The sequence below is a fragment of the Haloferax sp. S2CR25 genome (assembly GCF_031624535.1).
Lineage (GTDB): Archaea > Halobacteriota > Halobacteria > Halobacteriales > Haloferacaceae > Haloferax > Haloferax massiliensis.
The window spans coordinates 46,628-73,626 of the sequence record NZ_JAMQOO010000009.1 but is presented as its reverse complement, the minus strand read 5'-3'; the positions used below and the strand labels follow the sequence as shown (position 1 = coordinate 73,626).

33 protein-coding genes are annotated in these 26,999 nt (G+C 61.6%); 1 reads left to right on the top strand and 32 read right to left on the bottom strand.

Annotated features, from left to right (window positions below):
* Positions 1–16: 16 nt before the first annotated feature.
* The 4 genes from NDI65_RS17650 to NDI65_RS17635 form a co-directional block, all read right to left on the bottom strand.
* Positions 17–301 (bottom strand): hypothetical protein, encoded by a 285-nt coding sequence (locus NDI65_RS17650; protein ID WP_310893965.1) that lies wholly within the window; start codon positions 299–301, stop codon positions 17–19.
* A gap of 23 nt (positions 302–324) precedes the next feature.
* Positions 325–633, bottom strand: a complete 309-nt coding sequence (locus tag NDI65_RS17645) for a hypothetical protein (protein ID WP_310893964.1) — start codon at positions 631–633, stop codon at positions 325–327.
* A gap of 273 nt (positions 634–906) precedes the next feature.
* Positions 907–1,155 carry a hypothetical protein gene (locus NDI65_RS17640; protein ID WP_310893963.1) on the bottom strand — a complete coding sequence of 83 codons (249 nt, stop codon included), beginning with the start codon at positions 1,153–1,155 and terminating at the stop codon, positions 907–909.
* Between the two features lie 41 nt (positions 1,156–1,196).
* Entirely contained in the window at positions 1,197–1,904 is a 708-nt protein-coding gene (locus NDI65_RS17635; protein WP_310893962.1) for a hypothetical protein, read from the bottom strand.
* Positions 1,905–2,201: 297 nt separating this feature from the next.
* Between NDI65_RS17635 and NDI65_RS17630 the strand changes: the two genes are divergently transcribed.
* Positions 2,202–4,541: an ATP-dependent DNA helicase gene (locus NDI65_RS17630; RefSeq protein WP_310893961.1), complete on the top strand. Its 2,340-nt coding sequence runs from the start codon at positions 2,202–2,204 to the stop codon at positions 4,539–4,541.
* 13 nt (positions 4,542–4,554) lie between these two features.
* On the opposite strand, the gene NDI65_RS17625 is transcribed toward NDI65_RS17630, so the two are convergent.
* From NDI65_RS17625 to NDI65_RS17490, 28 genes are all read right to left on the bottom strand, one after another.
* Positions 4,555–5,886, bottom strand: coding sequence for a radical SAM protein (locus NDI65_RS17625; RefSeq protein WP_310893960.1), 1,332 nt, complete (start codon positions 5,884–5,886; stop codon positions 4,555–4,557).
* A gap of 115 nt (positions 5,887–6,001) precedes the next feature.
* Entirely contained in the window at positions 6,002–7,120 is a 1,119-nt protein-coding gene (locus NDI65_RS17620; protein ID WP_310893959.1) for a hypothetical protein, read from the bottom strand.
* Positions 7,117–7,275, bottom strand: a complete 159-nt coding sequence (locus NDI65_RS17615) for a hypothetical protein (RefSeq protein WP_310893958.1) — start codon at positions 7,273–7,275, stop codon at positions 7,117–7,119. The genes NDI65_RS17620 and NDI65_RS17615 overlap by 4 nt, the downstream gene beginning before the upstream one ends.
* 281 nt (positions 7,276–7,556) lie before the next feature.
* Positions 7,557–8,924 (bottom strand): hypothetical protein, encoded by a 1,368-nt coding sequence (locus NDI65_RS17610; RefSeq protein WP_310893957.1) that lies wholly within the window; start codon positions 8,922–8,924, stop codon positions 7,557–7,559.
* 74 nt (positions 8,925–8,998) lie between these two features.
* Positions 8,999–9,907 carry a hypothetical protein gene (locus NDI65_RS17605; protein WP_310893956.1) on the bottom strand — a complete coding sequence of 303 codons (909 nt, stop codon included), beginning with the start codon at positions 9,905–9,907 and terminating at the stop codon, positions 8,999–9,001.
* Between the two features lie 109 nt (positions 9,908–10,016).
* Positions 10,017–10,901 (bottom strand): DUF6884 domain-containing protein, encoded by an 885-nt coding sequence (locus NDI65_RS17600; protein ID WP_310893955.1) that lies wholly within the window; start codon positions 10,899–10,901, stop codon positions 10,017–10,019.
* A gap of 258 nt (positions 10,902–11,159) precedes the next feature.
* The gene (locus tag NDI65_RS17595; protein WP_310893954.1) at positions 11,160–11,591 is read right to left on the bottom strand and encodes a hypothetical protein; all 432 of its coding nucleotides are present in this window, start codon (positions 11,589–11,591) and stop codon (positions 11,160–11,162) included.
* A 306-nt stretch (positions 11,592–11,897) separates the two neighbouring features.
* The gene (locus NDI65_RS17590) at positions 11,898–12,215 is read right to left on the bottom strand and encodes a hypothetical protein (RefSeq protein ID WP_310893953.1); all 318 of its coding nucleotides are present in this window, start codon (positions 12,213–12,215) and stop codon (positions 11,898–11,900) included.
* The gene (locus NDI65_RS17585) at positions 12,203–12,772 is read right to left on the bottom strand and encodes a hypothetical protein (RefSeq protein WP_310893952.1); all 570 of its coding nucleotides are present in this window, start codon (positions 12,770–12,772) and stop codon (positions 12,203–12,205) included. The genes NDI65_RS17590 and NDI65_RS17585 overlap by 13 nt, the downstream gene beginning before the upstream one ends.
* Positions 12,773–12,832: 60 nt before the next feature.
* Positions 12,833–13,594: a DUF4326 domain-containing protein gene (locus tag NDI65_RS17580; RefSeq protein ID WP_310893951.1), complete on the bottom strand. Its 762-nt coding sequence runs from the start codon at positions 13,592–13,594 to the stop codon at positions 12,833–12,835.
* Positions 13,587–14,006 carry a hypothetical protein gene (locus tag NDI65_RS17575; RefSeq protein WP_310893950.1) on the bottom strand — a complete coding sequence of 140 codons (420 nt, stop codon included), beginning with the start codon at positions 14,004–14,006 and terminating at the stop codon, positions 13,587–13,589. The genes NDI65_RS17580 and NDI65_RS17575 overlap by 8 nt, the downstream gene beginning before the upstream one ends.
* Before the next feature lie 49 nt (positions 14,007–14,055).
* Positions 14,056–14,553 (bottom strand): hypothetical protein, encoded by a 498-nt coding sequence (locus tag NDI65_RS17570; protein WP_310893949.1) that lies wholly within the window; start codon positions 14,551–14,553, stop codon positions 14,056–14,058.
* Between the two features lie 218 nt (positions 14,554–14,771).
* Entirely contained in the window at positions 14,772–15,374 is a 603-nt protein-coding gene (locus tag NDI65_RS17565; RefSeq protein WP_310893948.1) for a hypothetical protein, read from the bottom strand.
* Positions 15,367–16,011 carry a hypothetical protein gene (locus NDI65_RS17560; protein ID WP_310893947.1) on the bottom strand — a complete coding sequence of 215 codons (645 nt, stop codon included), beginning with the start codon at positions 16,009–16,011 and terminating at the stop codon, positions 15,367–15,369. The genes NDI65_RS17565 and NDI65_RS17560 overlap by 8 nt, the downstream gene beginning before the upstream one ends.
* Positions 16,008–16,319 carry a hypothetical protein gene (locus tag NDI65_RS17555; protein ID WP_310893946.1) on the bottom strand — a complete coding sequence of 104 codons (312 nt, stop codon included), beginning with the start codon at positions 16,317–16,319 and terminating at the stop codon, positions 16,008–16,010. Before NDI65_RS17555 ends, NDI65_RS17560 begins: the two co-directional genes overlap by 4 nt.
* A 239-nt stretch (positions 16,320–16,558) precedes the next feature.
* Positions 16,559–17,788, bottom strand: coding sequence for a DNA cytosine methyltransferase (locus NDI65_RS17550; protein WP_310893945.1), 1,230 nt, complete (start codon positions 17,786–17,788; stop codon positions 16,559–16,561).
* Positions 17,788–18,087, bottom strand: a complete 300-nt coding sequence (locus NDI65_RS17545; protein ID WP_310893944.1) for a hypothetical protein — start codon at positions 18,085–18,087, stop codon at positions 17,788–17,790. Before NDI65_RS17545 ends, NDI65_RS17550 begins: the two co-directional genes overlap by 1 nt.
* Before the next feature lie 120 nt (positions 18,088–18,207).
* The gene (locus NDI65_RS17540) at positions 18,208–18,678 is read right to left on the bottom strand and encodes a hypothetical protein (RefSeq protein ID WP_310893943.1); all 471 of its coding nucleotides are present in this window, start codon (positions 18,676–18,678) and stop codon (positions 18,208–18,210) included.
* 309 nt (positions 18,679–18,987) lie between these two features.
* On the bottom strand, positions 18,988–19,545 hold the full coding sequence (locus NDI65_RS17535; RefSeq protein WP_310893942.1) for a hypothetical protein: 558 nt from the start codon (positions 19,543–19,545) through the stop codon (positions 18,988–18,990).
* Positions 19,546–19,580: 35 nt separating this feature from the next.
* The gene (locus NDI65_RS17530; protein ID WP_310893941.1) at positions 19,581–20,663 is read right to left on the bottom strand and encodes a PD-(D/E)XK nuclease family protein; all 1,083 of its coding nucleotides are present in this window, start codon (positions 20,661–20,663) and stop codon (positions 19,581–19,583) included.
* A 298-nt stretch (positions 20,664–20,961) separates the two neighbouring features.
* Entirely contained in the window at positions 20,962–21,243 is a 282-nt protein-coding gene (locus tag NDI65_RS17525) for a helix-turn-helix transcriptional regulator (RefSeq protein WP_310893940.1), read from the bottom strand.
* Positions 21,244–21,678: 435 nt separating this feature from the next.
* Positions 21,679–22,044 (bottom strand): hypothetical protein, encoded by a 366-nt coding sequence (locus NDI65_RS17520; RefSeq protein WP_310893939.1) that lies wholly within the window; start codon positions 22,042–22,044, stop codon positions 21,679–21,681.
* Complete coding sequence (locus tag NDI65_RS17515; protein WP_310893938.1) at positions 22,044–22,448, bottom strand: hypothetical protein; 405 nt, start codon at positions 22,446–22,448, stop codon at positions 22,044–22,046. The genes NDI65_RS17520 and NDI65_RS17515 overlap by 1 nt, the downstream gene beginning before the upstream one ends.
* A gap of 432 nt (positions 22,449–22,880) precedes the next feature.
* Positions 22,881–23,666, bottom strand: coding sequence for a hypothetical protein (locus tag NDI65_RS17510; protein ID WP_310893937.1), 786 nt, complete (start codon positions 23,664–23,666; stop codon positions 22,881–22,883).
* A 2-nt stretch (positions 23,667–23,668) separates the two neighbouring features.
* The gene (locus NDI65_RS17505) at positions 23,669–24,415 is read right to left on the bottom strand and encodes a hypothetical protein (protein WP_310893936.1); all 747 of its coding nucleotides are present in this window, start codon (positions 24,413–24,415) and stop codon (positions 23,669–23,671) included.
* Between the two features lie 2 nt (positions 24,416–24,417).
* Positions 24,418–24,876, bottom strand: a complete 459-nt coding sequence (locus NDI65_RS17500; RefSeq protein WP_310893935.1) for a hypothetical protein — start codon at positions 24,874–24,876, stop codon at positions 24,418–24,420.
* Positions 24,877–24,961: 85 nt separating this feature from the next.
* Positions 24,962–25,960 (bottom strand): DNA N-6-adenine-methyltransferase, encoded by a 999-nt coding sequence (locus NDI65_RS17495; RefSeq protein ID WP_310893934.1) that lies wholly within the window; start codon positions 25,958–25,960, stop codon positions 24,962–24,964.
* Between the two features lie 66 nt (positions 25,961–26,026).
* Positions 26,027–26,935, bottom strand: coding sequence for a phosphoadenosine phosphosulfate reductase family protein (locus NDI65_RS17490; protein ID WP_310893933.1), 909 nt, complete (start codon positions 26,933–26,935; stop codon positions 26,027–26,029).
* Between the last annotated feature and the right edge of the window lie 64 nt (positions 26,936–26,999).

Below are 26,999 nucleotides of genomic sequence, written 5' to 3'. Positions count from 1 at the left end.
GTGCTGCTAACTACTGTTACTGTTCGACGTTTTCGATGATGAGCTCAACGACGATGTCGATGTTGTCGTGTTCCTCTGCGAGGTCGTGCTCCCGGAGGAGTTCGTCAACGCGCCGCTGATCGGAGAGATACGGCTCCACGTCGTAGCCGTCATCGGCGAGACGTTCGAGTTCGCGATAGAGCTGGTCACGAAATCCGCTCTCGCCGGCGAGCGTCCGTCCGGTCGGCTCGTCGACTTCAGGATACCCTGCCTCCATCCGCTCCATCTCGTCAGACGTTCCACTGAGCGGGTCGTCAGTCATGCCGAGCGCTTGGACGTCCACCCCTAAAGCCTCCTCCCTGTCTCGTCGGCTGACCCGAAGTAAAACTGGAGCGGCGTCGTCTTCGGTTGGCGACGCGGCTGATCGTCGTCCGTCTTCGTCCAGGACCAGTAGTCGCGACCGCCTCGGCAGGGCCGACACGGACAACGGGCCTTCGAGACACAGCCTCCGTACTCTCGACCGCACTCCGGACAGTACTCTCCGAGCGCGTCGACGACCGTCGCCGGGAGATATTCAACGTGGAGTGGCGCGACGATGGTTTCGTTGGCTCGACGGATGCGGATACCGACGAACTCCTGGTCTGCGTTGGTCATGCGTGCCCAACAGCTGTTCGAGGCTTCCATGTCGCGGGGTACGAGGATATCGCAGTCGTGACAGACCCAGCCGTTCACGAGGACCGTCAGGGCGTCGACGGCGTCCTGGACAGTCGCGTCCTCGATGGTTGTCGTTGGGAGCTGGTGCACGCCGTGGGTGCTCGCGATGTTCGAGTTGCAGTTCGGGCAGGCGCATCCGGTGTCACCAGTTCGAGCACGTTCACGAAGCGAATACGCGCTCGACGGGGATTCAGTCGAGGTCGCGCACGACATTCACTCCACCCCCGATCCGTAGCCGTTCTGGAGTCGTTCGTCGATAGTCTCTGCGTGGAAGGGGTTCTTGATGCCAGTCTCGAGGTAGCGCTCGTAGGCGTCGTTCGCGGTTTCGCCATCGATCGGATCGCACTTGTCGGGATGGATTCCGGTCTCTGCGATGCGGAGTAGGTCTGTGAAGTCGATGCTGTCGCTGATCGGGCTAGGGGATGTGGCTCCCTGCGTCTCGCACATTTGTACTGCCTCCACTCAGAAACAAGAATGTCGAGCTAGAAAAGCGTTGGTATCGGTTACTGGGTGACGCGACCGACGAGACGCGCGTTCTCTCGGTTCACGACCCACCCTACTCGCTTCTGTGCGAGCTGAAGCCCGTCCCCGAGCGAGCGCGTTACGGTAAAGCGTGGCTGGTTGTTCTGCGGGCCGCTCATTTGAAGAGTGTAGGTGTTCGGAGCGTCCGGGTCGACGTCCTTCGTCTCTAGGATGAAGATATCGTTCGAACGCAGGCACTCGAACTTAACGCGGAGTAGATCTCCTTTTGAAAGCCTGAGGGGCCGCACCTTCTCTGCGGGCAAGTTCGCGGTGTAGTTCCCCGCTGTTCGCTGGAAGATGCTTGTCTCGATGGCCTCGACGAACGCCCCGAGGTAGCCAACGTTCAGCGTTGGTTCGATATTGAGTTTCGCTCGAAGCCTATCTCCGTCGATGGCCCATGCAGCAGTTGCCCCGTTCAATGCGAGGATAGCACAGAGTTTCCGCGGAGGTCGAATTATGGCTTGGCGGCCGCGAGGGCCTTGCATCTTGACAGTGACGACGTTCGCACCATCGTCCGGTTCTAAAATGAAGTCCAGCGCCATTCCAGTCTCGTCGCAATCCGGGCGGAGCCCGAGCTTCTGCTTGTCGGTGATTCCGAGGTCTTCAACGCGCTTGCGAGGGATTGTAATTGGATATTCTCCGGAAGGCGCTTGCCGAATAATAGAGGTAGGGAGATCGGGATCACTCATTAGAGATTATGAATAGTCGTTTTCTACAATCTCTCTGGACTTGTACCTCGCGATTTTTGCGGCGTACGTGCATTGAACAGGAGGTCATACCGGCGGAACCATGTGTAGACTCATAATACTATTCTCGCATTTCGACAGAAAGATTTGACGAATAAATGATTTTATCGATGAATTAATGCCTCCCAGACGTGTCTGCGGATTCAACCTCTGTTCAACTCCTAAATTTCAATCACCAAAAGTAATACCTATGACCAGAACTATCGCCAGATATGGCTTGCTATTGGGGTGAAACCTTGAATGGGGTCTAACCCGAAACTCAACTCTACATCTTGGCAGAATATATTCGGACACCCCAGTCCCTACGCCCATCAAGAACGAGCGATCAAGACTGCGCGCGACGTAATCCGGGAACGCGGATTCTACGTCGTCGAAAGCGGCTGTGGAACCGGAAAGACGATGACGGGTCTAACTGTCGCTGGCGATACGATTCGCAATCACAACACCATCCACCAGCAAGCGATGGTTCTCACGAGCGTCATCCAGCAGGTCAAGCAGTTTGTCTCAGACGCTCGCATCATCAACCGCAACCTCCCTGACGACGTCGAACCATTCAAGACGGTCGTCCTCCTGGGAAAATCCAACATCTGTCCGTACACTCTCGCTGGCGAGAACGACTTTGAGGGCGCTAACACGAACCGGAAATGCAACTCTCTCCGACGAAACACCTCGAAAGCCGGTCGGAACGACTCCTTCTTCAATGTCGCGCAGAGTGCCGAACGGGAGCTAGAACAACAGGGTCTCGGCTTGTCTTCGCGAGCACTCGAGGTGGACGGCACGGAAGCTCCGTACCCGGCTGAACATCCTGTTGAGTACGGGAAGGATGTCTGTCCATTCTACGCGAAATCCCGCGAGCAAGAGGGATACGTCCCGTTCGACTTCTCAGACGCTGAAGACTACGTGATCGACACTGACGAGCTCGTCCGGCTCTCCATCGAACACGGTGTCTGCCCGCACACGGCTATGTCTCGACTCCTTGACGATGCTGACTTCATCATCGGAAATTACTATCATGCATTTGATTTCAATACTCTTCGCTTAACGAACGACCTAATCGACGGGACAACGCTGCTTTGTTGTGACGAGGCACATATGCTCGAACCTCGCGTTCGCGGCGTCCTAAGCCACGAAGTCACGATGTACGACTTCTATCAGGCAATGCGCGAACTCCTCCAAATTGCGGCAGCGACCGGCCACGGGGGCGACTTCCCCGTTCGGATCGGGGGTCGTCCACAATCCGAACTCGTAAACAAGGTACTCGGGAAACACGGCATTCCCGGTTCGCTCCTCGTGCAGGTCGCCGAACTTCTCAAGTTCGTTAAGAAGTCGGCCGAAGAGCACGCCAAAGACTTCCTGAACCGGGAGTATCCGAAGTGGGAGTCACGAGGAGACAGTATGCCGTCCCAGCTGGAAGCACCACTACGCGACCCGGAGGTAGCCGAGACCGACCGACTTACCGAAAAGATCGAAGACTCCGGGCTCGCCCCCACCTTTGACCTCTCCTTCGCAGCGGTCGCCGGCGCAGTCCAGGAGTGCCTAACCAAAAGCGACCTCGACGACGTCCCCGGCGAACTCTCATTTCCGAAGGTGGCTCGTCTCCTCGACCAGTGGCGTGAACGCGACCACGAACAGCACTTCCGCGAGGTGACGCTCGAACGTCGATGGAACCAAAACATGAACGGGTTTCAGAAGCACTGGCGAGTCTCCCTCGAACTCCACAATTGCCTACCGGGCGGTCTGATTGCCACACAACTGTCGAAGTTTGGTGGCGGCCTCCTGATGAGTGCGACCCTCAAACCGTTCAACGTCTACAAGGACGTCGTTGGTCTCGACTACCTCGAACACCAGCACGACCGACTTGTCGTCACGGACACCTTCATTAAGAAGTTCCCCGACGAGAACCAAGCGTCCTACATCATCGACGCGCCGAAATTCACTTCGACGAACCGTGGAGATCCCGACGAGTGGACGGAGGTTCGGAAGCAGTACGCGCGGGCGATTCTCTCGGTCGCCCGGACACCTGGTAACATCCTCGTCTGCATGCCGAGTTACGTGGAGGCGGAATGGGCGGCCGATATCCTCGAACGTACCTCCCAGTTCGACAAAGAGGTGCTGTGCGACTCCAGTTCGAGCAACGACGAGACTGAGCGGCTGAAAGAGGAATTCTTCGAGGGCGACGGGAAGATCCTCGTCACGTCCATCCGTGGAACGTTGACCGAGGGTGTGGATTATAAAGGCGACCGCCTACACGGCGTGGTGGTCGCCGGCGTTCCGATTCCGAATGTCGGCTCGCCGCGCGTACGGGCACTCCAGTTCGCCTACGAGTTAGAGTACGGGAGTCTCGGGTTCGCGTACTCGATGTTCGTCCCGGCAGTACGGAAGACGCGACAAGCTCTTGGACGGGTGATTCGTGGGGAAGAGGACGTAGGTGTTCGCGTCCTCGTCGACGAACGGTATGCGAACAATGGGTCGGTTCGGCAGTACCTCAGTGACTTTGAGCGCGACCGCTACGACGTCGTCGACGTCGCCTCACTCCAGCAGCGAATTGAGTCTTTCTGGACGGACCACGGCCGCTTCTAATCGGGCGGTTCGGCTACCTTTCGAAATCGAAGAGCGTCGTCGACGCCTGACTGTACTCGACACCTCCCGCGAAGGACTCCGGCGTGGGGCGCTCGAACTCACGCCGCGCAAACTCTGCGTACCCGCCACTGAGCGTGCTCATGAGTTTCTTGTCTGGCCAGAGGCACACCGGGACGCCCACGTCGTCGGCAGCATCACGAACCCACTCCAGTTGCCGAATGGCGTACTTCGCCCACGCTTCAGTCTCACGGATACTGTCCAGCGCTGCGGCGAGGTCCCGCTCCCCCGCCTCCTCAGCGGCCTCGACGAGAAGGTCCATGTTCTGCCCGCGCGGGTTGATCGGCTCGTGGTAGACGCACTGGAGCGTCTCCAGTTCCGCGAAGGTCTCCAAGAGCGTACGGAGGTCTTCACGGTCTTGCGTCGGGTACGTGGGCGACATCGAGACGTAGGTTGGAACGCCGGCGTCCGAGAGCTCGCGAAGCGCCCGAAGACGTGCGTCCGGCGGCGGCGAGTTCGGCTCGATGGCCGCGTTCTCGCCGTCGTCCAAGGTCGGGATGCTCGACCCGACGATGACGTCTCCGTCGGCGGCCTGAAACACGTCGATATCACGGACGACGGACGGCGACCGAGTGAGAATCCGAACCTTCTGCCCGTGGGTGACGAGTTCGATTATGCACTCGCGCGTGATCTGCGCGGTCGCCTTGTCCTGGTAGCAGTCGGTGTGAAAACTGATGCCGACGATTCCACGCCCCGTACGGGTCCGTTCCCAGTCGTCCCATCCGGACGGTGAACGGGCCGACGCGACGTGCCGGAGGCGTTCCGGGGCGTCGTAGCGGTAGAGGAGATACGACCCCCACTCGGCCTGTGGTTCCTCGACGCCGGCGCGCTCTTCGAGCATCCCGCTGCGCGCCCAGATGTTCGGCGTCGACGGCACGTAGCAGAAGCGACATCCGTAGCCACAGCCGGTCGCGACGTTCAGCACGTAGTCGCAGAGGCTCTTCTCGTGGAGCGCGGAGTCCGAGACGATGGTCTTTGTCGGGTCAGTGAGCGTGAGCCCATCTTCAGCAAGGTCCTCGACGCAGTCCCAACAGAGTGGCTGGCCTTCGGGACCGGCCCCAAAGCGTCCGCTGATCGGCTCGCCGCATCCGCCGTGGCCGAAGCAGTGGAGGTCGCTATCCCAGAGGTCGACTCGTTCGAGTGGGACGCCGTGCTTCCGGCTCCCCTCACGAATCGTCTCCAGTGTCGGCTGGTTCATCCAGTCTTCGAGAACGTCGCCGTTCTCGTCGACGATGGCCCAGCTGTCCCGTTCGTAGTCGTCGTCGCCGTAGGTGTTCACGAGCTTCATGCGGCCACCTCTATACGCCGCGTACCGTTCTCACGTCTCATACCGTGCGTACTGTACACACCGTTTGTACGGTATCGGCTGTACGTGAGGTCGGTGCTGTCCGCGGTCGCGACGGTCATGCCTTCCCTCCGAGGACGTCATCGTCGATGTGGATGGCTTTCCGGATCTTCGCCTGCTCTTCTTCGATGCGTTCCTCGACACGCTGGCGGGCGTCCTCGTCGATGTGTTCCTCGATGCTCTCTCGAACAAGCGACTCCAGGTACTCGCGCTGGTACTCTTTCAAGGCGTTCAACTCGACGTTCACGTCGCGACCTTCGGAGATGTGGTTCTGGAACCGCTTTCGGAGTTTCCGGTCTTTGTCCGTGCTCGACGGATTCGGGTTCTGTGGCAGGTCGAACTTCTTGATGTGTTCGAGGCTGATTCCGCACCTGTCGAACAGGAGCGTCCCGTCGATCCCCTCGAACTCTGCGCGTTCGCCGTCTCCTGGCGGCCAGATATCGAAGTAGTACGATGAGCGCTGGCGGTCGGGGTCTCGGAAGCCGAGACTGATCCCGTAGTGCCGCATCGTCTCTTGGACGCTCACTGGAGCGTGGAATCCGCTCGGGTTGAAGTCGCCGAAGTAGAGGATGGTCACGTCTTTCCCTTCCTCGAGTTTCGACGCGAGGCGCTGTGTCGCCTCGTAGACCTTGCTGTCTGACCAGTCGCCGCGAGTCGCTTCGAGTCTGATGTTGTACTCGTCGGCGATCGGGCGGAAGATGGACGCGAGAGACTGCTTCTCCAACCAGATTTCGAGATAGGCGTTCTGCTCGTTCCAGAAGTTCTCGTAGTACGCTTGCCAGACTCCGCGGATGTGCGCGTCAACGAAACTCTCGGCGGACGAGTGGCCGTTGTCGACGGTTGTCTCCGCCCGACGGGATGCGTCGATGATGAGCGCAGGGTCAATGTATCCGGCCCGTCGGCCCTTCTTGACGGCTCTCTTGACGTATCGGTACTCGAACTTCCACTGCCACTCCGATGCTGGGAGCGCGTCGGGGTGGGCGTGGTTCTCGGGATCGTTTTCGTGGCGTCGGAGAGCTGCCTGATAGGATTCGTGCCGAAGCTCCTCCTCGAACCCACGCGCTTCGAGCGCGTAGTAAACGTCACGCACCGTCCGTTTCTCGTCGGTGAGGATGTCCTGTATCTTCCGCAGATACGCTTGGTACTTCGGGCCGGGGTTCCAGTCGTCGTTGCTCATGCGGGGACCTCGTAGTCGGAGAGCGCCTTCTGGCGGTTTCCGTAGCGGTCGGGGTTCTTCCGAATCCGGGTCACGTACTCTCGGTAAGTGTCGCTCGCTTCGAGCTGGTCGAAGTGAACTGCGACTTCTCGATCACTGTCCAGCATTACGGGCATGGTTCTGTGTCTTTCTCCGCTGCTTCCGAGCGGCCATCCGGTTCGTGAACGTCGCCACCGACGACGCCGACAGCGTTGGCGCTCGGCCACCGTTCTTCGGCGGTTGCTACCCAATCTGTACGACTCGGCTCTTCTTCAGTCTCTCGTGGGTGTTGTTCGCTCATCGTACTGCCTCCACTCAACAATAACCGCTCTCTTGGCATAAAGGTTCACACCAAACGCCAAGAACAGACTGTTCAACCCCTTCTCTGCACGGTTCCCGATGAAATCGCCCGTCCTACCTACGCAACCTCCTCCGCGAAGAACGAATCGAAATCGCCGACACCGATCGCTGCGGTTTCCCGTTCGATGATAATCTGCTGGAGACGCACCAGCGCGTCAACGAGTGTCGCGTCCTCGGGTAGGTCGTACTCGCATTCCTCGAACGAAGCTGGCCGCGTTCCCCCTCGATGTGGGCGCGTTTTCCGAACGATGCTGTACCCGTTGGAGTCGAACTCTCCCTCGACGCGGAAGAACCGCTTCTCGACGCCGTCGGGGTCCTCCTCGGTGAGCTTGAGAGAGATCGTGCCCTTCCGCTCGCGAATCTTCCTGGCGCTGTACCCGTCGGGGATCTCGAATGCGTCCCAGACGTCGCCGACTTCCGCGAGAGGATGCTCAAACTCGTCTGCTGGGTGTGCGTTCATCCACTCAACTGCGGTATCGCGAGCCTCATCGCGGGTGAGGTCGCTGTCGGCGCGGGGTTCAGGAGAATCGTCGGGAACGACTTTCTGCGCCGACGAGAGGTCAAGTGAGAGCCGTGGGTCGACGACTTCAACGCGTGCGTCCTGTCCGCCGCCCCCGTAGACCTGCACGACGGCTCGGCCGTCCGGCGTGATCCACGAGTCGCTCCGCATGGGCGCGTCAGTCGTGAACTGCCATCCAGCGACTTCCTCGGGATGGTTGTCGAGGTACTCGTGATTGTAGTCCTCGTCGAAGGGCGTGTCCTTGACGCCGCGGAACTCGACCTCGCGCGGTTCCGTGTAGATGAGGCCGTAGCCGCCCAACTGCCTGACGAGCTTCGTGATGTCCTGCTGTTCGGGTTCGCTCCAGTTGTGGCCAACGTCCTCGTACGCGACCCGTTCGAGCGTCCAGTCCTCGGTCGCCCGCACCCACCACGTCCTGTGGCCCCGGTCGTAGTGCATGAGAACCAGTACGCGCTCACCCGGCACGTCGTAGAGCGGAGCGACCCACTCGTCATACTCCGGCTTCGTTTCCGCCCATGACGTGTCCTCGAACGTGGAGTTGTTCTCGATGCCGAATTGCGCGAGGGTGGCATCTCCGAAGATTTCGCGGAACGTGAAGTCCTCGCGGTAGTCCTCGTGAGCGTAGACCGTCGTGTTCGACGGCGTCGGCGGCGCATCCCGGCTTGAAGTTCCGCTCTGGTGGGCGTCTTTCCAGTCCTCGAGTAGCGTTCGGAGCTGGTCGATAAGGTCGTCTCGGCTCGTCGGCTTGCCGGAGCCATCGTTTCCACAGACGACCGCCGCGCCGTTGGCCTCCCATCGACAGTAATGTCCGTCGCTTCGGGGTGGCTGAATCTGGATCGCGTAGGTGTCGTCGACTAGGTGTAGTGCTTTCTCCGGAAGCGGCTGGATTTCGTCGGCCTTGCTCATTTCGTACTGCCTCCTCTATATAGTAACCACTCCAATGTATTAAAAGGACGTATCAGTAGAACGGCGCGCTCAACTCACCGACTACAGATCCGCTCGTCAACACCCAACGCGTTCTGCATCTGCGGGACGAGCATCTGTTCGGTGCGCTTCGGGGCCGGACCTGGAAACGCGGGGCAGTGATGGAGGACCCAGTAGACGTACTGCCACGGGATTGCGCTCCGAACGCCCTGCTTCCCCCACGTCCTCGGCACGCCTTTCGCGTCGGCGAGTGCCGCTATCGACTGGTCGTCTCGCGTGTCGATCGTGACCTCAGGCTCGCCATCCAGATAGGCGTCTGGACAGGGAAACGTCGTCTCGAAGTGCCGCTCTAAGTCGAAGTTCAGGCCGTCGAACGCGAGGCCGTTCACGCGAACGTTCGCGTCCAGATCGCCGACGCGGGTCGCCCCCGGTACGTTCTCGATCACGTAGTGAGGGGCGATGTTCAGGAGGAGTTTGCGGAACTCGTCGGTAATACGGGGGTTCGCTTCGAGGGCGGCGTCTCGTGAGCCGTAGTAGGTCGCGCTCAAGCTGGAGTAGGCGGTGCAAGGGAAGGACGCCCAGACAACGTCTGCGGTGAGGCCGTGGAGGTCGGGGAGTCCGTAGGGGTCGTCGACGACACCGGCGTCGACGAGGATGGACCGACCACTCGGGACGATGGGAACGTCGACAGCGCGGGCGAGATCATCTAGTGAGGGGTCGTGTAGGAGATCGCGCTGTGCGAACTTGCCGGGGTACGTCTCGCTGTAGTCCTCGACGTCGAACCCGGCGTGCATCCACGGGTCGATGGGAGCTGGACAGTTCGCGATGGCGTAGCCGACCCCACCGCGTCCGCAGAAGAGGTCAACGATCTGGAGTCGCCAGCGGTTCGTCCATCGCATCCCGACGCCGCTGCGGTCGAACCGGGGTGTCTCACGGAGATAGTCGGGACGGTCGACGCGGGTCACGACTTCTCCACCTCGTCCGTACTGTCGGTATCGTCTTTCATGCGTACTGCCTCCTCTTCTTTCTAAGAACGCAGAGAGTATAAAGGAACGTATGGGGTGAGCGCGCTCGTTACGCCTTCGTCCCTGTCGCGGCCTCGACCTCGTCGGTCATCCAGCCCATTTGGTTCCCGTTCCCGCCGCGTGCCTGCTCGACTTCCTGGAAGGGGAACGAAATCGAGAGAGAACCGGCTGCGCGAAGCGCATTAAAGACGCCGCGTTCCCCCAGTGGGTTCCGGTACTTCGTCCCGAGCAGGATCTCCAGTTCCGCGTCGCGGGGGTCGACGCCGCCTGCGGTTGCGGTGAGCCACGTCTGGAGTCCGTTGTAGACGCGGAGCGCCCACTGGTCGAGGAGCGTCATGACCGGGTCACCACTCGGAAGGCGCAGGTCGGAATCGACCGGGATGCCCTCCAAGTGGTCGGGCGTGCATTCGTAGTAGTCGATGCGCTCGTCGGGAGCGAGGACGGCGTGCTTCGCGGAGATGATCATCCAGTCGTCGCCGACGGTCTCGCCGTAGTCGCGCTTGCACGACCAGTAGGCGTGCTTGTAGAGGTCGGCTGCCGGGACAGGTTCGTCGACGTCGTGCTTCGAGCCAGAACAGCCCACCGCGACGAGCGTGAGGGGGTCGCGGTCGCGGTAGTCGTCGATGGCGTCGCGGATCTCGTAGCAGTACGAGAGGCCGTAGCTGACGTTCGCGACGGTGCAGTGGCCGCGCTCAATGTCGAGAGCAGTGTTGCGGGCGTCGACGAGGTCGCGGCACTCGGTCGCGAGTCGTGCGGGCACGAGGTCGGGGACACGGGCGTCCGAGAGGATCTCCACGAGGAGTTCGTAGAGCGGTCGGTCAGCTGGGCCGACGAGGTGCGAGTCGTCTCGGATACTGGACGACGTTTCTACCAGGGTACTGCCGTCGTCGCGTTCGGTCTCGATTCCGTCACCGCCGTACATGGGTTCACTCATCCTTATTGCCTCCACTTTTGAATAACCTCGCCTTAGAATATAAAGATACGTACACCCCCATCACCAGACCAAACGGCCACCGCAAGGAGCGGAACAGCGGAGCGCCGGACACCTCCAAGCGGAGCGGACGGAAGCGGCCCCTCGCGGGCCGACCCGTAGGCCGATCCGCAGGGGACGACCCCAGGGGAGGACCCATCGTGAATGTGGTGCGGTACGGTCGCGGTTGCGGCCGCAGAAGAAATAGAGAGTCCGGTCGCCTTACTCAACGCCGTCCTGTCCTTCAGACTCCGGGAAGGACTTCCGCTCCGGACGATACTCGACCTCGAACGCTGGATGGGGCTCGTCGTGTTTCTCCTCCCATTCTGCGATTTCTTCAGCTGTCGCAGAGACGTTCAAGGTCTCGCCGTTCGCCTTGGCGATACGCTGTTTCAGCCGGTACATCTTCTTCTCGACCTGCGCCTCAATGGCGTCCTCCTCGAAGATAAGGGTCAACTGCTCCATCATCACCATCACGTCCGCGATCTCCTCGATGACGTCCTTCTCGTCGGCGCGGCCACGTATGAGGCGGTGTAGTGCAACGTCCAGTTCGGAGCATTCCTCACCGGCGAGATTGAGCTGGGCCTCCTCTCCCCACGTCTCGATGGCTCGCTCCAGCGTCTCTCGGTCGATTCCGCGCGGCGGTTCAGGCACAGACGACCACCTCGGGATCGTCCTCTGCGTGCCTCCAGGACTCCGGTATGAGCTCGCGCTCGCTCAGACCGAGGTCGGCCTCGTCGATGACCTCCACGCGAACGATCTCGTCTGAAAGTCGACGGAGGTGGGAACGAATCGCGGCTGGGGCGCTCTCTCGCGACCGGAAGAAACACCGCGTCCCGCCGTCGTGCGCAGGGTGTTCAACGTGAATCGTCAGGTTCGAGCGTACCTCGTGATCGTCGACGCGAACCGTCGCGACCGACTCGACGACGTCACGACCCGTCGCCCGGGTAGGCGACTGGCTCATCGGTCGACACCCCCGGGTGCGTCCGGAACTCTACCGTGAGGGACACGCTCGTCGAACGCCCAATCTTCGGGCGAACTCGCGCTAACGCGCTCGTGGCCGGTTCGCGAGAAGATTTCGTCTGCGTCTCCGAGGTCGTATGCGTCCCACACCTCGTTGATGACCTGCTCTGGTGGCACGCCGCTCCGTTTCGCGCCACCATCGAGTCGTTCGCGGATGTCCTCAAGGGCAGCGAGAGTCTCGAACAACGCGTCGGCCACCTCATCATACTCGGCACGCTCCGCGTTGTCGGTAGACTGCTCGCTCACTTCGACCACCTATCGAGGGACTGGTTCTCCTCCTGCTTTCGTTCGAGTTTCTCCTGTTCGTGGATGTCCGCGGGCTTCCGTCCACTCGACGGCGTCTCCGAGATCTCCGACGGCGGTGTCCCCTCGTGGTATGCCGAGAGTGCCTTCGCGATAGCGCCGTAGGCGTCGTCTCGGTCGGGTTCAACCCGCCGGAAGACGACTTTACCATCCAGCGTGAACCGCCACTCCATATCTGGCTCCTCTCGTTGGGACGTTTCGTCCGGGTTCGCTACGTCGAAGAGCAGACCTGCTTCTGCGGTCGGTTCGGCAGAGGTTTCGGGGTCGTTCGACTCGCCGATGCCGTCCTTGCCGTAGTACCGCCAGCCGGTCCCGTCGCCCTCGACGATACCGAGTACCCAGCCACCAGGAACGGGGTAGGTTGGTGGGCCACGATATCGTGTCCAATCGTACTCAGCGGCCCAGGACGCGTTGGGCGCGTCCCAGCGGTTGATCGTGCCGACGCGATGCGCCTCCTTCTGTTCGTTCTCGTCTTGACCGGTGTCTGGGTCAGATGGGTTCTCGCTCATATTTGCTACCTCCTTCCACTTTTTACTAACTTCGCCCTCGGCATATACCTACTCATCAGGCTATTCACCGGATTTCGGCGATATCCGGTCGATGACCGCGGCGAGAACGTCACCGTGACACTTCGGGTTCGCTTCATCGCTCCGCCGACAGTGACACGCGAGCCGCTTCCCCTTCAGGTGGCCGAGCGCGTTGACGAGCTCGGGGTCGTCGTCCATCCGCTGAAACAGGACGTGCATGAACATCGCGACTCCCTCGTCACGTGGCCACGTCCCGCCGTCCTCCTCAAACACGAACGGGTTTCCCAACCAACCCCGCTCCTCTATCGGAACCGTGATAATGGTTTCCTCCTCGCCCGCTCCCCTCCCGATATATACGTCGTAGTCTTCCTCAAGGTGACACACCGTCGCCGCCTCGCCGTTTTGGTTGCTGGCCTCCGGTTCCGCAGCCTCGGGTGGCGTCTCGAAGTCGTCGCGACGGACGGGAACCCACAGTGAGGCGTCACCGGCGTCGTACTTGACGCTCACCGCCCGCCACGTCTCAGGCTCGAATCCCAACTCCGGCCGTTCGCCCGACTCAGGGACGACAATATCGCACTCATCGCACCACCACCCGAGCGTGGTCACGGTCTCGCCGTAGACCTGCTTGGCGACAACGGGGTCGGCCAGCGCATCGACTGGAAGTTCTCGATGGTCACGGTTCTCAAGAACTGCTCCGCAGCTGGGGCAGACGAGGCCCTCGTTAGCATCTCGATCTGCCGATCGGACACGTCGCCGGTTCGGTCTAAACCAGTCATCTGTCCGTTTCGAGTTCGAGTTAGACATTCAGACTTCCTCGATGGAACGTGTGGTCGCTGAGGCTACCTGACGAGAGTTGGAGTCCCCGAATCACGACCGTCGTCGGACTGTGCGAGCCGTCGCGCTCCATAATCGCGTCGGGATGAATGAGGAGCACTCTATCTTTGGGGTCTGGGTAGGGTGCTTCGCGGAGGGAGACGCCCTGAATAGCAGCCGTGACGGGGAGGTCGCCCTTCGGGAAGAGAAAGACGTAATCTGAACGGTTCGACTCGTCGAACGGCGCATTCGCGAGGACGTCGGTTGTTGCTTCGATCCACGACGTGTTGTCGGGGGCCTCGTAGACATCGGATTTGAACCACTCTTCAATAGACTCCAGCGCAACAATCCACCGGTTGGAAGTGGACGCCCACGATGGTTCGAGGCGGCGCGTCGGGGTCATTCACGATCACTCTCGCTGTCGTGCTTCTTGCATCTCGGACAGCTGGTCGTCACGGTTCTCCTCCACCGAAGTCGTCGAGTGTTCGAGAGCTCGAATCCTCGCTGAACAGTCCCCGCCCAGTCTCGACGTCGGCAATCTCGAAATATGGTTGGTTGCGAGCCGTTTTGATGAGAGCCTCCGCGACTGCGTCCCAGAGTTCGTCCTCACCGGGGTCTTCCATGACGAAAATCGCGTCGTGGTTCACGTCCAGCGCGACCTCGGTTCCGTTGTCTTCGATCCGGAGGACTGCTTCTTCCTCAACCTCGTGAGGAATCTCGAATCGGTTGGGGAGTGCTGGCCGTTGCCAGACGATTTCGATTGCATCGACCGTCGCGACGCCCCAGTCTTCGGGCGCGGGGTACGGTCGGTTTTCAATTTCGTCCACTCCGTAATCGGTCCAGGAACCATCCTCGTCACCGGGGAGGAGCCGTTCCGAGACCGTGAGAACGGAGGCCCCCTGTTCACTCGGACGGTCGGATTCTTCCGAGGGGTCTTTCGCGCCGGTCATGTCTATTCGTATGTTCTGACCACGCCACTTTAAACTTTCAGGTGTATTGAAATAATATTCAACCCCATTTATTCGGTATAGAGGCCCACAAAACAGCACATTTGAAATTCATTCATTCAAAATGAAATTTACAGAGCTTCACACGGCATGGGCCGTCTTCGTATCGTCATCAGGCCGTTCCGCCCCTACACCGACTGCTTCGGCGGCCGACTCGACGGTCACACCTCGGCTACCAATTCCGGTCCGATCACGCTGAGTGCGTCGTCCACCGACACCAAGACCTCGTCCTCACCTCGACGGGTGTGCCACCCACAAGCGGTCGCTGTCTTTCGAATTTGCGCACATCGTCGACCCCGCTCCACGAGCTTGCACGCGCCCTCCCACTTCTCGCGAACGGTCGCGGACGTCACGTTCGACCGGAACTGCTCGTGGAGCTCCAAGAGCTCGTCTTGCGTGTACTCCACTCCCACGAGAGACAACGACTCCGACTCCGGCTCGGTATTCAATTTCGTGAGACGCCCCTCCAGCACGTACGCGGCGTCGATAGCGGCCGCACAGCACATCGAGAAGCCGACCGCGTCCTTCGCCGGAAACTCGTAGTCGTCCCGGAGAAGATCGCGAACCACCCCGTGTCGGGCTTCATCGAACGTAGTCGTGAAGTCCTCGGTTGTGAACTCGGCGTTCTCGGGCTCGCAGCTGCCGCAGTAGTCGTCGCGAGTAAAGTTCGGACACTGGTCGCCGTTAGCGTCGAACGCGATACAGCGGTTCTCGGGCGGGACGTGGCCCGTGACGCCGAAGTCCCCAAGGGTGTAGTCACTCATTGGTCTGGAACCTCTCCATCCGGCTGAGGCACGTCTTGCACGTCACTCGCGGGACGAACGATTCGCCGTCCGAGTCCGTTCCTCGTACCTCCGTGAACCGGAACTCGGCCTGATTATCACAGAGGTAGCGGTTCGCCTTCCGCTTGAGCCGTCCCTGCTCGAAGGACTCGAGGACGTAGAGGTGGTTCACGGTCTGCGAGGTCGTCCCTGTTCCCGTGCTTCCGCGCTGGAGTTGCGACCGCTGTCCCTTCTGGGCGATGTCGTACTCGAAGGGGAGGTCGTAGTCCTCCCAGAATGCCTCGGCCCGCCGTCGCCGCCAGTCCTTCACGCGCTCTCGCGCTTTCTGCTTCAGTTCTCGACGGCGCTCCTTCCGGCGCTGCTCGCGTTCACGTTCCTCGCTTGGTCGGCAGTAGGTCGCGCGCCGCCGGTCGAAGTACCGGACGTACACGCGGGTTCCGGGCTCGACCTCGTCGGTGTCCGAGAGGCAGAGGGTGTGGTCATGGTCGTCCAGCTGGATGCGACCGCCCTCTCCTACAGTGCCCTCGACTCCCGACCGGAGTGTATCGACTAGTCCGGGAGAGACGAAGCCGGGAACGGCGACGGGGACGTACCCGACGTCGTCACGTGCGCTGCTCATAGCCACGCCTCCACGGAGTCCTCGACCTTCCCGAGATACTGGTCGAACGCGCCTTCGTCGCTCTCGCGGGCTCGGACGCGGCCTGTCCCGGTGAACACAACAACGTCGCGTCCGTCGTCGGCTACGCCGCGAACGTGTTCTCCAGTGTGCTCTCCGGCTTCGACGTGCTCCAGGTCGGAGAGTGTCAGCGTTTCCGGGTCGCCGAACGACATCGACTGGTCGGCGAGATCTTGGGTAACCGGCCGATAGGTGACGCGAACGGTTGCCGATTCGTCCTCCTCATTCTGTGTGTCTTCGGGGTTGCTCATCCTTACTGCCTCCACTTCAAAACAACCACGCCACAGGACATAAAGGTACGGACGATACTCAGAAAGCCCATCCAGCCACCGGGAGGATTGGAGCAGTGGAGCGACGGCCCCCGCCGAGCGAAGCGGTCGGAATGCGAGGCCCTGCGCCTCGACCCGAAGGCCGATCCGCACGGGGACGACCCCGGGGAGGACCCTACCGTGAACGCGGTGCGGTTGCGGCAGACGGAGGAGTGACCGGGTTAGGCTTCGAGAACTTCGGTGCGGATGTGGTCGCCGACGTGGGACGCGAGGAGCGGTGGGACGGCGTTCGCGGCCTGTCGGAACTGTTCGGCTCTCAGCCCCGCGAAACACCAGTGATCGGGAAACGTCTGGAGTCGCGCGACCTCTCGGACAGTGAGCCGCCGGACACCCTCGACCGGCGCGTCAACACCCGGCGCTGCGCCCACGTAGTGAACAGGTGGCGTCCCGTTCGAGACAGTCATGGTTGGTGCGGGCTCGTCCGGGTGGAGCCGCCGGTCAGTCGTCGAATCGCCACAGTAGCCGAGCACCCACTGAGCGTACTTCTCCCGTGTGCTAATTCGGTGATTGGACTCGACGTGGTTCGGCGGCATGAGCATCGCCTTCCCGGCCTGCGCGCCCCCGGCCCGGAAGTCGGGTCCGAGCGCGTCGAAGTCTCCGTGGTACTCCTCGCGGGAGAGCCACTCGCCGCACGAGTGCGGACGGACGCGATTCTCGTCGTACGGGGAGACACTGTGGACAGGGTCGTCCTTCGGTCGCATCGGCGGTAACGGCTGTGGGAGGTCACCAAGTGCTTCGCCTGCCGTCCGGTAGCCCTTCGGTCCCTCCTTCGGGTTCGTGCCGAACTGGTCGAACGTGAGCTGGTCGGGGTCGTCGCTCCGAACCGTCGGAGGCTCCCACTTGGTTGGCGGCGCGCGGTCGTTCCGGACGGCGATGATGAAGACGCGTTCACGCGTCTGCGGGACACGGTAGTCGGCGGCGAGGAGTGTGACTGTCTCGACTTGGTAGCCCGCGTCCTCGAGGTTGTCGAGGATCTTCCCGTGTGCGTCCGGGTGGTTGCGTTCGAGGCCGCCGACGTTCTCGATGATGGCCGCTTCGGGCTGTAGCGCCGCGACCCACTCGGGGATCGCGAAGGCGACGAACTGCCGTTCGTCGTCGGTGACGATCTCCCCAGCTGCTTCACTGAACGGCTGGCAGGGCGGTCCCGCGAAGACGAGACGAATGTCGTCCTCAATGAGCTCGGGTCGGACGTCGGTGACGTCATGACCGAGGACGGCCATGTCGTCGTGATCGCCGACATGGACTTGATACGTGTAGCGGGCGGCGGGGTCGATCTCGTACGCGGCGCGGACGTTGTAGCCGACGTTCTGGAGTCCGAACGAGGCCGCGCCACAGCCTGCACAGAGGTCGATGGCGGTCGGGTACTCCGACTGCGTACCGACGGCCGACATTACTCGTCTCCGTCCGTAACGCCCACGGTGAGGGTGTAGTCGATGACTTCGCGCGTGTAGGCGTCGATGGTCATCGTCGCGACCCGGTCACCGGGGCCGATGACCCCCAGGTCAATGACGACTTCGAGTTCCTGCATCGTCTCGACCCACGTCTCGTACCCGGTCTTCGAGGGGGCGTGCGTGGGCCACCCGTGTTCGCGGGTTGCGAGTCGTGTTTCCGTCCGGTGTCGCCGTCCGCGTTCGACGGCGTACACGGGGATCGTTTCTGTCCCGTTCGTGGTGTCGTCCGTTTCGCTCATCGTTACTGCCTCCTCTTTATTCTAAGAACGGAATGGACATAAAGGCTAGTACCAAGATATCGCTCAGAACAGCTGGAAGGCCCGCAGAAATAGTGGGACGCGTTGGAAAGTGCTACGTAGTCAATTCTCGCGGTCGCGACGTTCGACCTCGAACCGCTCGTCGTAGAAGACCTGCCCTGCGCCGAAGCGGCTCACTCCCTTCTTGTCTTCATCGAGTGGGCGTGCGGAGACTGAGGTCCTGTCTGGTGATGCCGAGTAGATCTCGTACTTGACGACCTTCCCTTCGTGGTCGGGGTGCGCGCTCTCCATGTGGATTCGGTCGCCCTTCTGGAGATCCGCCTCCTCGTTCGTGAGCAGTCCGTTCCGGAAGAGGAAGAATCCGCTCTGGCTCTCCTTCGCTGCGCGGGCAGCGAACGTCTGGATCGCTTCAGGGTCGATGTCGTCCCCGACCTGCTCTTCGAGCTGGGCGACGGCGGTTTCCTCGATGGCCACTCGGAACTCGTCGTCGTCGTAGAGGGCCGCCGCCGCTTCCGCAAGCGCCGGATGGTCCGTGGTGCTGTCCTCGAACGTATCACGCAAATCAACAGGCATCTACCGGCCCTCTAGGTGTTCGGTCTCGGTCTGTGTCGGTACGTTTCGGGCGTGTTGGGTTCCGCTCATCTTGTCTGCCTCCACTTCAAAACAACCACTCCACAGGACATAAAGGTACGGACAGCACTCAGGAGACTCGACCAATCACCGGGAGGAACAGAAAAGCGGAGCGACGGCCCCCGCCGAGTGAAGCGGGCGGAACGCGAGGCCCTGCGCCTTGACCCGCAAGGTGTTCCGCACGGGGACGACCTCGGGGAGGACCCATCGTGACTGCGGTTACGGTTCGGCTGTCGCTGTGGTGTCGGCGCTCTACTCGTTCCCACCTCCGTACGTCCCGAGGGCGGCCTGTCCGGTTCCGTAGTCGGCGATGGCCGGGGCGCGCGCCTCGACCGTCGCGACGGCTCGCGATACACGGAGTGCTGCTACACAAATACACTGCTTCGCCTCATCGACGTGCCGAACGAAGTGGGGTCGACCACCGTCGGGCTGGACGCGCTTGACGTACGCGTCGGCCTTCTCAACCCGATCGGCCTCAACGTAGGTGATACCATCTTCGTCGATCGTGAGGTAGTACGCGGTATCCTCGGTTGGGCTTTCGAGTCGAACGCGGTGCGCTCGAATCACGGGCCGGTTCCCGAAATGCTCCCACGGATCCAGCGCCGTACACTCGACCACCGCGCCAGTGTCGTGTTCCAGCGTTGCTTCCAGCGGGATCTCTCCAGCGTGGCCGGGGTTCTCGACGATGGCGATGCTCGCGACGTGCCAGCGGTCGGACGTTGCGTTCTCCAGCTGCCAGCGCTCGTCCTCGACGGTGTGCCAACTCTTGTTCGCGTGAGGCGGCTCTGCTGCTAGTTCGGATTGCTTCATCAGTATCGCTCGAAAGAAGGGCGTTCGGGGGGTCGTTACGCGTTCACGTCACCGGTCCCCGGGTTGGGGAACTGTTCGGCCTGCGTCGCACCCCGGAGGGGGTAGCAGAGGTCGTCTTCCGCCCGGCACGTCGGGCAGTAGGGCGTGTTCGCGAGGTCGCAGTCCCACTCGACCGAGTCGTGCTCGAACTCGCCGCCGCACTCACCGCACGTCCACGGGAGGATGTCGTGTTCCTCTGCGAGGTCGGGGAATTCGTGAGCGAGCGTCGGCGTGAGCTTCACGTTGTCCCATGCGGTGAGGTGGTCTTCGACTTTCGGGCGCGGGTACTTCACGAGCGGCGCGAAGCCCTGCCACCCCATGTCGGACGCTGGCTTCTCGGTGTCGCCGCAGCGGTGCTTGAAGTCACAGTACCGACACTCCCAGCTCTGTTCGGCCTCCGCGGGCGGGAGTTCGCGGCCACGCACGTAGTCGGTCTGCTGGCGCGCCCACTCGATGACCTCCTGCCAGACGTCGGCCCGGAAGGGCGCGTCGACGAACTTCGTGCGGTTCGTCGTCCGGTCCATGTAGGCGAGAATGCCGTCGGTGACGCCGAGACCGGCCATGTAGGCGTGCAGTTGCTTGTAGTGGTGGTCGCTCGGCGAGTCCTTTTTGAGCGCGCCGCTGCGCTGGGTCTTCGCTTCGTACTGCGTGCGGGGCGTGCCGTCGGCGTCCAGGAGCGTCGGGTCGGCACTCCCCGTGATGAGGATATCCTCAATGCCCGCCGGGCTGTACTCAACTTCGAGCCCGTTCGTGATGTGCTCCACTCCGTGCTTCTCTTCAAGGAACGGCTGGAGCGCGTCGGTCTCGAAGGTCTTGCCCTGCCAGAAGATGCCGTGCGGGTCGCGCTCTTCCTCGGGGGCGTTGAACCGGCGGTAGAAGGCCTTCCGGTGGCAGAGGCCGATGGTGTGCGGGCTGATCTGGCCGTCGTCGGGGACGTACGCGGGGTCGTTGCGCTCGGGATAGCCTTCGGCGATGTTCTGCTGGCGCACGCGCTCGGCCCAGAAGTCGTCGTACTCGCCAGTCGTCGGTTTCTCGGTCGTGGTCTGTTCGTCGTCGTCGGTGGCTTCGGTCTTGCTCATCCTAACTGCCTCCACTCAAATCTAAGAACGCCACTAACATAAAGGCACGGGCACGAAAAACAGGGTATACTGGGCTCAACGCGCTCGATTACGCAACCACCCCAAGGGATAGAAGAGCGGAGCGCCGGACACCTCCAAGCGAAGCGGACGGAACGCGGGGGCTTGCCCCCGACCCGTAGGCTGTCCCGCAGGGGGACGACCGGCGGGAGGACCCCATCGTGACTGCGGTGCGGTACGGTGCGCAACGGCTACAGAAGAGAATACGGTGTGAGATCTCTAAGAGCGCTTTGCGATAGACTCACAGGACAGCTTCTGCTTTCTCCGCCTCCCATCTGTGCCGCCGTCGAAGTTCGCTCCGTCCGCGTCCACTCAGCCGATAGTAGTTCGTTCGTTGGTCTCGATTTCCTTTTTTGATGAGGCCCTTGTCTGCGAGCTCATCTAAATTTGGATAGTGCTGACCGTGGTTGATCTCCGAGTTGTAGTATTCCTCGAGTTCTTCTTTGATATCCAGTCCCTTTGGGTCGTCCATCTCTGCAATCACCCAGAGAAGGTCTCGTTGGAAGCCCGTCAAATCGTACATCCTACCAGTCAAATTGTAATAGGGTAAAATAAAATTATAGGCTCCATTTACGTATGGTGATTTCAGCTTTCACTTCAATTGAAAAGAATAGCACCGCGCAATGGTCAGCGGTGGATGAGCATGACCGCTAACCTGTTACGCGGCCGATCCTTGTGGTGTTCCGATGGATGAGCACCGTGCGATTGTAGGGATGACAGACGCCCGTGCGCACGGTCACGGGCAGCGTCCACTCGCGAATCGAACGCGACGGATAGTCCGGCCAACCAGGCGTGGACCGGGGACACGGATGGTGTTCCATCGACCGGGCGGGCCGACCGCCCGACGGTGCGGTCAGGGCTTGTTCACGAAGTCTTCTTCTCCTTCGTCTTTCCCATTGCCCGCGAACGTTCCTGGTCGCCCTCCTGGAGCGCCGCGAGAACCTCATCCGGAGTCTGATTACTGTCCGGCATCGTCTCTCTCCTTCTGCTTGACGAGGTCGTCTTCGAGCGCGACCCATCGTTTTCCGACGTCTTCTCGAGCTTTCTTGTTGCTGTCGTCGCCATCGCGTTCGGCGACATGAGCGAACCAGTAGACCGCCTCCTTCGCGAGGACGATATCGGAGAGGAAGAGCAGTGTCCCCCCCTTCTGAATAGCGTCCGTGGCGAGGCGATGGATGTACTCGTAGCGGTCAACGAGTGGGCTATCACGTCCGTGTTTTCGAAGACTCTCTGCACGGGCTTCAGTCGCGGTTGCAGTGACTGCCCAGTCGTGCTTGTCGCCAGCGATCTGGTATCGGTCGCTGTCTGTACCCTCGATGCGCATCACCAGGAACCTCCGCCTGGGGCCTCGATCTCGCCCACCCCAAGCTGGAAGACGCGGTAGTGGACGTTCGCGAACTGATGCGTCCAGCGGAGTTTGCTGTTCTGACACCAGTCGTGCGCGCGGCAACTCGCTGCACCGGCGTCGTACGATCGGACGAAGAGGACGAGCGACCGGTCGGCCTCGACGTGGTCGACGATGACGACGTAGTTCCAGTGGTCGGTCGGGTCGAGCCCGGCTGCGGTGACCGCTCCGAAGCCGACGGCCTCGCGCTCCTCGAGGGGCGTCTCCTCATCGTGGACGAGGATATGCCGCTGGATCGAGTCCGTGATTGGGTTCGAGTCTGGGCTGTCCTGCTGAGCTGCCGGTCCGGGTTCTGATGTCGCCGGTTCCTGAGTGATGCTCATCTGTACTGCCTCCACTTCATTCTAACCACGCCAAAGGTAATAAAGGTACGGACGAGCACACTCGAAAACTCTCCCTTCAGAATCTATACCCTCTCCGAGCCACCGCGAGGGACAGAAGAGCGGAGCGCTGGATACCTCCAAGCGGAGTGGACGGAACGCGGGGGCTTGCCCCCGACCCGTAGGCTGTCCCGCAGGGACGACCGACGAGAGGACCTATCGAGAATGCGGCGCGGTCGCGGTACGTCCGCGGAGGATCTGCCCCGACACCCCCGGGTGCGTCCGGAAAACTCCCCAGTACCCCAAACTGTCGTCACCTTCGCTATACGGTGAATAAGGGCCGTCTACTTCCAACATACTACCTTGTACCCCCGGGGTCGTCCGGAAAAATCCTCAATCCAGCAGAGAGACTCTTAGGGGCCGGTAGCCCCCGGATTAGAAATCGGTGAGCTGGCCTTGACTGTCATCGACGCGCAACCGTCGGTACTCGTCGACGCCTCCGGGGGGCTCGACCTCGGGAAGCGTCGGGCAGTGCGAGAGCAGATAGCCCACGTATGAACTCGGAATCGCACTCCTGATCTCCGTCTTCGACCACCCGGCCGCGTAGATTCCTTTCGCCTTCGCGAGCTCCCGTTCGCTGTCCACGCCGACGCGGACGAAGTCCTCGGGCGGGCTCGACACCCATCCGTCGACGGCGAAACTCGCGTCGAACCGCCGCTCGAAGTTCAGTCGAAGGTGGAACGGCGCACCGTTCAGGCTAATCGGGTCACGGAGATCGTCGCATCCGACCACGTTCTCGATGACGAACTCCTTCCCCAGTCGTTCGGCTGCGTCGTAGACACCGAGGTCATCGAACGTCGGATGCACTTCTTTCGGGTCGTCGTACCAGATGTGGGACGTCTTCGCGTACGCCGGACAGGGTGCGGAGATCCAGACGAGGTCCACTGGCTCTTCGAGACCGAGGTCGGCGAGCGTCACGTCGCGGATGTCACCCTGCACGAAGTTTCCCAGGTAGTGGTCACTGTAATCGACGATATCTACGCCGAGGAACCAGCCGGGAATGCGGGACGACGAGAAGATGGTATGGAGGGCTCGTCCGACTCCACCCGGCCCCGAGCAGAGGTCCAGGACGCGAATCCGTCGGTCGCCGCAAGCGTTGATCGCGCCGGCGTCGATGAGGTCGGCGGCCTCCTCCATGCTGAACTCGTGAACAGTCTCCATCCTCACTGCTCTCCCGTGAACTGCTGGAGTCCTTGCTGTCCGAACAGTTCATCGCGCCGTCGCTCCTTGTAGGCGGTCTTCGCCTCGGGCTCGGTGTCGATGCAGATGACGTCGACGGTTTCGCCGTAGAGATTCTCGGCGGCGACGGCGGCCGGGGCCGTCCCGGCACACGGCACGACGACGGTTCCGCCCGACGAGCAGTAGATTTCGAGGAGCCGCCGGTAGGGCGTGAGCGGCTTCGCGCTCGACCAGCCGTACTGCTCGCGCTGGCGGTCGGCTTGGAAGTACCGCGGTGCATTCGGGAACCACGGGGACGCCTGCTTCCACGCGAGGACGAGACTGTACCCGCCGGTGGAGAGGTACATCCCTGGGGTCGAACGGTCGGGTTTGCCGCTGCTCGCGAGGAGCGTGACGTTGCCCGCTGCGGCCTGCGTTTCGCCCCATTTCTCCCGAACGTACTGGTAGAGCCGGGGGAAGAGCCAATCGTCGGTGTCCGCGACCAGGAGTCCGCCCGGTTCGAGGACGCGGTGACATTCGTCGACGAGCGCGGCCGTCGTCAAGCTGGTGTCGTGCTCCTCGAAGTGATCGTCGCTCTCGTCGAACGCATGGGTGTTGTATTCGACGCCAAACGCTCCGTTTCGCATCGGGCGTGCCCACGCATCATCGAGGTGAATCCACGAGACGGATTTTGCGGGAAGCTCTTGAAGGGCTTCGAGGGCGTCTCCGATACGGTAGTCGACTCCGGGCATGGTCAGACCCGCTCGATGGTCGCGACGTCGACGTCTCCACCCGCAGTCCCCTCGGGGCCATAGCACTCGTTCCAGTCGTCGGGGTTTCGGTCTGCACGGGGGAACATGTCGATGCCGCGGATCGGGCTGTGCTCACGGCAGACTTTGAGCCCACCTTTGAGTCCGCGGATGGAGACGCTCCATCCTTGGACGTACGAGAGCCGCCAGAGTTCGCCGTCCTTGTTCCCGCCGCCCGTGTAGCCGACTCGGTCGCAGATATCGCACGCGGCGACGTCGTGGTCGTCGTCGTAGCCGCTGGCGTCCGTCCGGGAGAGCGCGCAGGTACTACAGACGCGTACGTGCTCGACGCCGTCTTCCCGGTCGTCCGGGTAGCGAAGGTACGTGTGGGCGGTTCCGAGTGGCTCGTCGGGTGCGATGAACTCGTCGCAGAAGTCGCACTGTCGCAGTTGTGTTTGGCTCATCCTAACTGCCTCCACTTCATTTTAATAGCTCTCTAGTATTAAAAGGATGTATCCGGGAAACGCCCTCGCCTAGCGATTCAGGTGTCTACGCAACCGCTCGTTCAGGAGCAAGACCGCCCGGAATTCCATTCACCACCTCGACCTCGCGAAGGACGGCGTCCTGCCACCCTCCGTTCCCATCCGCACAGACCGAGACCCGAACCTCGTGAGGCGACTCCACCCGGTAGGACAGCGCGTAGTACGTCTCCAGCGCGGCACTCCCGGCTGGCCCGTGGTCTGCAACAGCGAGAACTTCTCGAACATCGCCATCGTGATCTCCCCCAACGACGCGAACGGTCGGTTTTGCGTCGACCCCGGCCGGGAACCCGATGGTCGAATCATCGAGGGTCAGGCGGAGGTCGTCACCGAGGCTCACGCTGGCGAGCGGTGGCTCTCCTCGGGAGATGTCGGGGGCTGGCCGGTCGGTTGTACCCGTGTCGAACAGTTCGTCGAAGCGAGCCTGTTCGCCGACGTCCTCGACCTCTTCTCGGGTGTAGACCGCACCACGGTGTTCGAGGACCTGGAGGAGCGTCTCGGGCACACCGGCTCCGTCAGTCGTCCCGTCAAAGACCACAAGCGCACTCGGGAACGGTGCGCTGTTCTCGGCTCCGTAGAACTTCAGGCGGCCCTCGACGAGACAGATGTACTCCGCCTTCAGGATGTGGTTGTGGAACCACTGCGTGCTCGTTCGGGCGGGGATGAGCATCACGATGAGGTCAGGGCCGGCTGGGTCTGCGGCTTCTGTCGCGGCTTTCTCGGCCCAGTCGTCCATCGCGGAGTACGGCGGGTTACAGTACGTACGTCCAAACCACGGCTGAGCGAGGCCGTCCTCGGCCTCCGTGTAGCGGTTGGTCGCGACAGGGCTCGGTTCGCACCCGCTCGCGGCGTCCAGGTCGAACTCGCCGCCGATGGCGCGCTTCAGCTGTCGGACGAGTTCGATGGGGGTTGCCCATTCGTCACTGTTACTCGAGAAATGCGCTTCACGGTTGAAGCTCCCTCGCTCGCTCTTCGACCCCGGGTTCGTACTGTCGGTATCGTCTTTCACGCGTACTGCCTCCTCTTCTTTCTAAGAACGCAATAGGATATAAAGAACCGTATCGGGGTCGCTCGTTCAGTTCCCGTTCCGCGAACACTCTTGTTGCTGTTCGCAGCTGCTACACAGGAGCATCTGGTTCGCGTCGTTCATCGCGTCTCGCTCGTGGTCCTTGAACTGGTTATGGCCCCATTGCGAGTATTTCTCAGCGGGGCCGTCTTCGAGGTGCGCGGCCGCAGAGACCTTCGCTTCGAGGCAGAGCAGGTAGCGGTGAACCTCTGGGAAGAACAACCGAATCATCCGCCGCTCCCCTCGATTCGCAAACGCACCGCAAAGGCACTCTCCGGACATCTCCAACATCTCAACGACGGGGTTCATCGGGAGATTTCGCGCGCGTCGATACCGCCGGACGTCCATCCCCGTCCAGTTAACGATCGGGGATACGGTCGTCTTCCCGAGGTACTCCTGGACGCCGTCCTCGTCGACGTTCACCATCCGCCGCTTCGACTCGTGCTTCCGGACGCCTGAGACCAACGTCACGGGCTCGTCGCGTTCGCTGAGGAACCGCTGGAGGGGTTTCTCCTTGAGGTTCACGTACATCCACTTGTGCGCAGCTGGCCCCGGGAACCCGTACTTGACTACAAGCGAGACGTACTCCTCGCTCAAGTACCGGAGGTCGTGGCACTCGTCGCCGTCGTTCGCCCCGCCGATCTCGTGGTACTCAAGGCCGAGGTCGCGGGCACGTTCCTTCACGAACTCACGGGTCTGCGGAATCCCGATCCCCGTGTTGATGTGGACGATTCCCGTGAGGTTCACCTGTGGAGCCTCGTAGGCGACGTGCATCGCCGTTAGGGAGTCGTGGCATCCGGATACGAGTGCGAGCGCCTCCGTGTCGGACGGGGCTTGTTCCAGGGCGTGCCGAGTCCCGTCAGCGGCGGCCTTGTCGATCTCCGTCGGTAGGTCGAACGCAGGTTGTGCTTTGCTCATCCTGACTGCCTCCACGTTACAATAACCTCGGGAAGGACATAAAGAGACGCATCAGCCTACGCCA

Excerpts from the sequence above, each read along its gene's own strand:
- NDI65_RS17650 (WP_310893965.1), bottom strand. The coding sequence starts at position 301 with ATGACTGACGACCCGCTCAGTGGAACGTCTGACGAGATGGAGCGGATG.
- NDI65_RS17645 (WP_310893964.1), bottom strand. The coding sequence starts at position 633 with ATGACCAACGCAGACCAGGAGTTCGTCGGTATCCGCATCCGTCGAGCC.
- NDI65_RS17635 (WP_310893962.1), bottom strand. The coding sequence starts at position 1,904 with ATGAGTGATCCCGATCTCCCTACCTCTATTATTCGGCAAGCGCCTTCC.
- NDI65_RS17630 (WP_310893961.1), top strand. The coding sequence starts at position 2,202 with ATGGGGTCTAACCCGAAACTCAACTCTACATCTTGGCAGAATATATTC.
- NDI65_RS17625 (WP_310893960.1), bottom strand. The coding sequence starts at position 5,886 with ATGAAGCTCGTGAACACCTACGGCGACGACGACTACGAACGGGACAGC.
- NDI65_RS17620 (WP_310893959.1), bottom strand. The coding sequence starts at position 7,120 with ATGAGCAACGACGACTGGAACCCCGGCCCGAAGTACCAAGCGTATCTG.
- NDI65_RS17615 (WP_310893958.1), bottom strand. The coding sequence starts at position 7,275 with ATGCCCGTAATGCTGGACAGTGATCGAGAAGTCGCAGTTCACTTCGAC.
- NDI65_RS17610 (WP_310893957.1), bottom strand. The coding sequence starts at position 8,924 with ATGAGCAAGGCCGACGAAATCCAGCCGCTTCCGGAGAAAGCACTACAC.
- NDI65_RS17600 (WP_310893955.1), bottom strand. The coding sequence starts at position 10,901 with ATGAGTGAACCCATGTACGGCGGTGACGGAATCGAGACCGAACGCGAC.
- NDI65_RS17585 (WP_310893952.1), bottom strand. The coding sequence starts at position 12,772 with ATGAGCGAGAACCCATCTGACCCAGACACCGGTCAAGACGAGAACGAA.
- NDI65_RS17580 (WP_310893951.1), bottom strand. The coding sequence starts at position 13,594 with ATGTCTAACTCGAACTCGAAACGGACAGATGACTGGTTTAGACCGAAC.
- NDI65_RS17575 (WP_310893950.1), bottom strand. The coding sequence starts at position 14,006 with ATGACCCCGACGCGCCGCCTCGAACCATCGTGGGCGTCCACTTCCAAC.
- NDI65_RS17570 (WP_310893949.1), bottom strand. The coding sequence starts at position 14,553 with ATGACCGGCGCGAAAGACCCCTCGGAAGAATCCGACCGTCCGAGTGAA.
- NDI65_RS17565 (WP_310893948.1), bottom strand. The coding sequence starts at position 15,374 with ATGAGTGACTACACCCTTGGGGACTTCGGCGTCACGGGCCACGTCCCG.
- NDI65_RS17560 (WP_310893947.1), bottom strand. The coding sequence starts at position 16,011 with ATGAGCAGCGCACGTGACGACGTCGGGTACGTCCCCGTCGCCGTTCCC.
- NDI65_RS17555 (WP_310893946.1), bottom strand. The coding sequence starts at position 16,319 with ATGAGCAACCCCGAAGACACACAGAATGAGGAGGACGAATCGGCAACC.
- NDI65_RS17550 (WP_310893945.1), bottom strand. The coding sequence starts at position 17,788 with ATGTCGGCCGTCGGTACGCAGTCGGAGTACCCGACCGCCATCGACCTC.
- NDI65_RS17545 (WP_310893944.1), bottom strand. The coding sequence starts at position 18,087 with ATGAGCGAAACGGACGACACCACGAACGGGACAGAAACGATCCCCGTG.
- NDI65_RS17540 (WP_310893943.1), bottom strand. The coding sequence starts at position 18,678 with ATGCCTGTTGATTTGCGTGATACGTTCGAGGACAGCACCACGGACCAT.
- NDI65_RS17535 (WP_310893942.1), bottom strand. The coding sequence starts at position 19,545 with ATGAAGCAATCCGAACTAGCAGCAGAGCCGCCTCACGCGAACAAGAGT.
- NDI65_RS17530 (WP_310893941.1), bottom strand. The coding sequence starts at position 20,663 with ATGAGCAAGACCGAAGCCACCGACGACGACGAACAGACCACGACCGAG.
- NDI65_RS17525 (WP_310893940.1), bottom strand. The coding sequence starts at position 21,243 with ATGTACGATTTGACGGGCTTCCAACGAGACCTTCTCTGGGTGATTGCA.
- NDI65_RS17520 (WP_310893939.1), bottom strand. The coding sequence starts at position 22,044 with ATGCGCATCGAGGGTACAGACAGCGACCGATACCAGATCGCTGGCGAC.
- NDI65_RS17515 (WP_310893938.1), bottom strand. The coding sequence starts at position 22,448 with ATGAGCATCACTCAGGAACCGGCGACATCAGAACCCGGACCGGCAGCT.
- NDI65_RS17510 (WP_310893937.1), bottom strand. The coding sequence starts at position 23,666 with ATGGAGACTGTTCACGAGTTCAGCATGGAGGAGGCCGCCGACCTCATC.
- NDI65_RS17505 (WP_310893936.1), bottom strand. The coding sequence starts at position 24,415 with ATGCCCGGAGTCGACTACCGTATCGGAGACGCCCTCGAAGCCCTTCAA.
- NDI65_RS17500 (WP_310893935.1), bottom strand. The coding sequence starts at position 24,876 with ATGAGCCAAACACAACTGCGACAGTGCGACTTCTGCGACGAGTTCATC.
- NDI65_RS17490 (WP_310893933.1), bottom strand. The coding sequence starts at position 26,935 with ATGAGCAAAGCACAACCTGCGTTCGACCTACCGACGGAGATCGACAAG.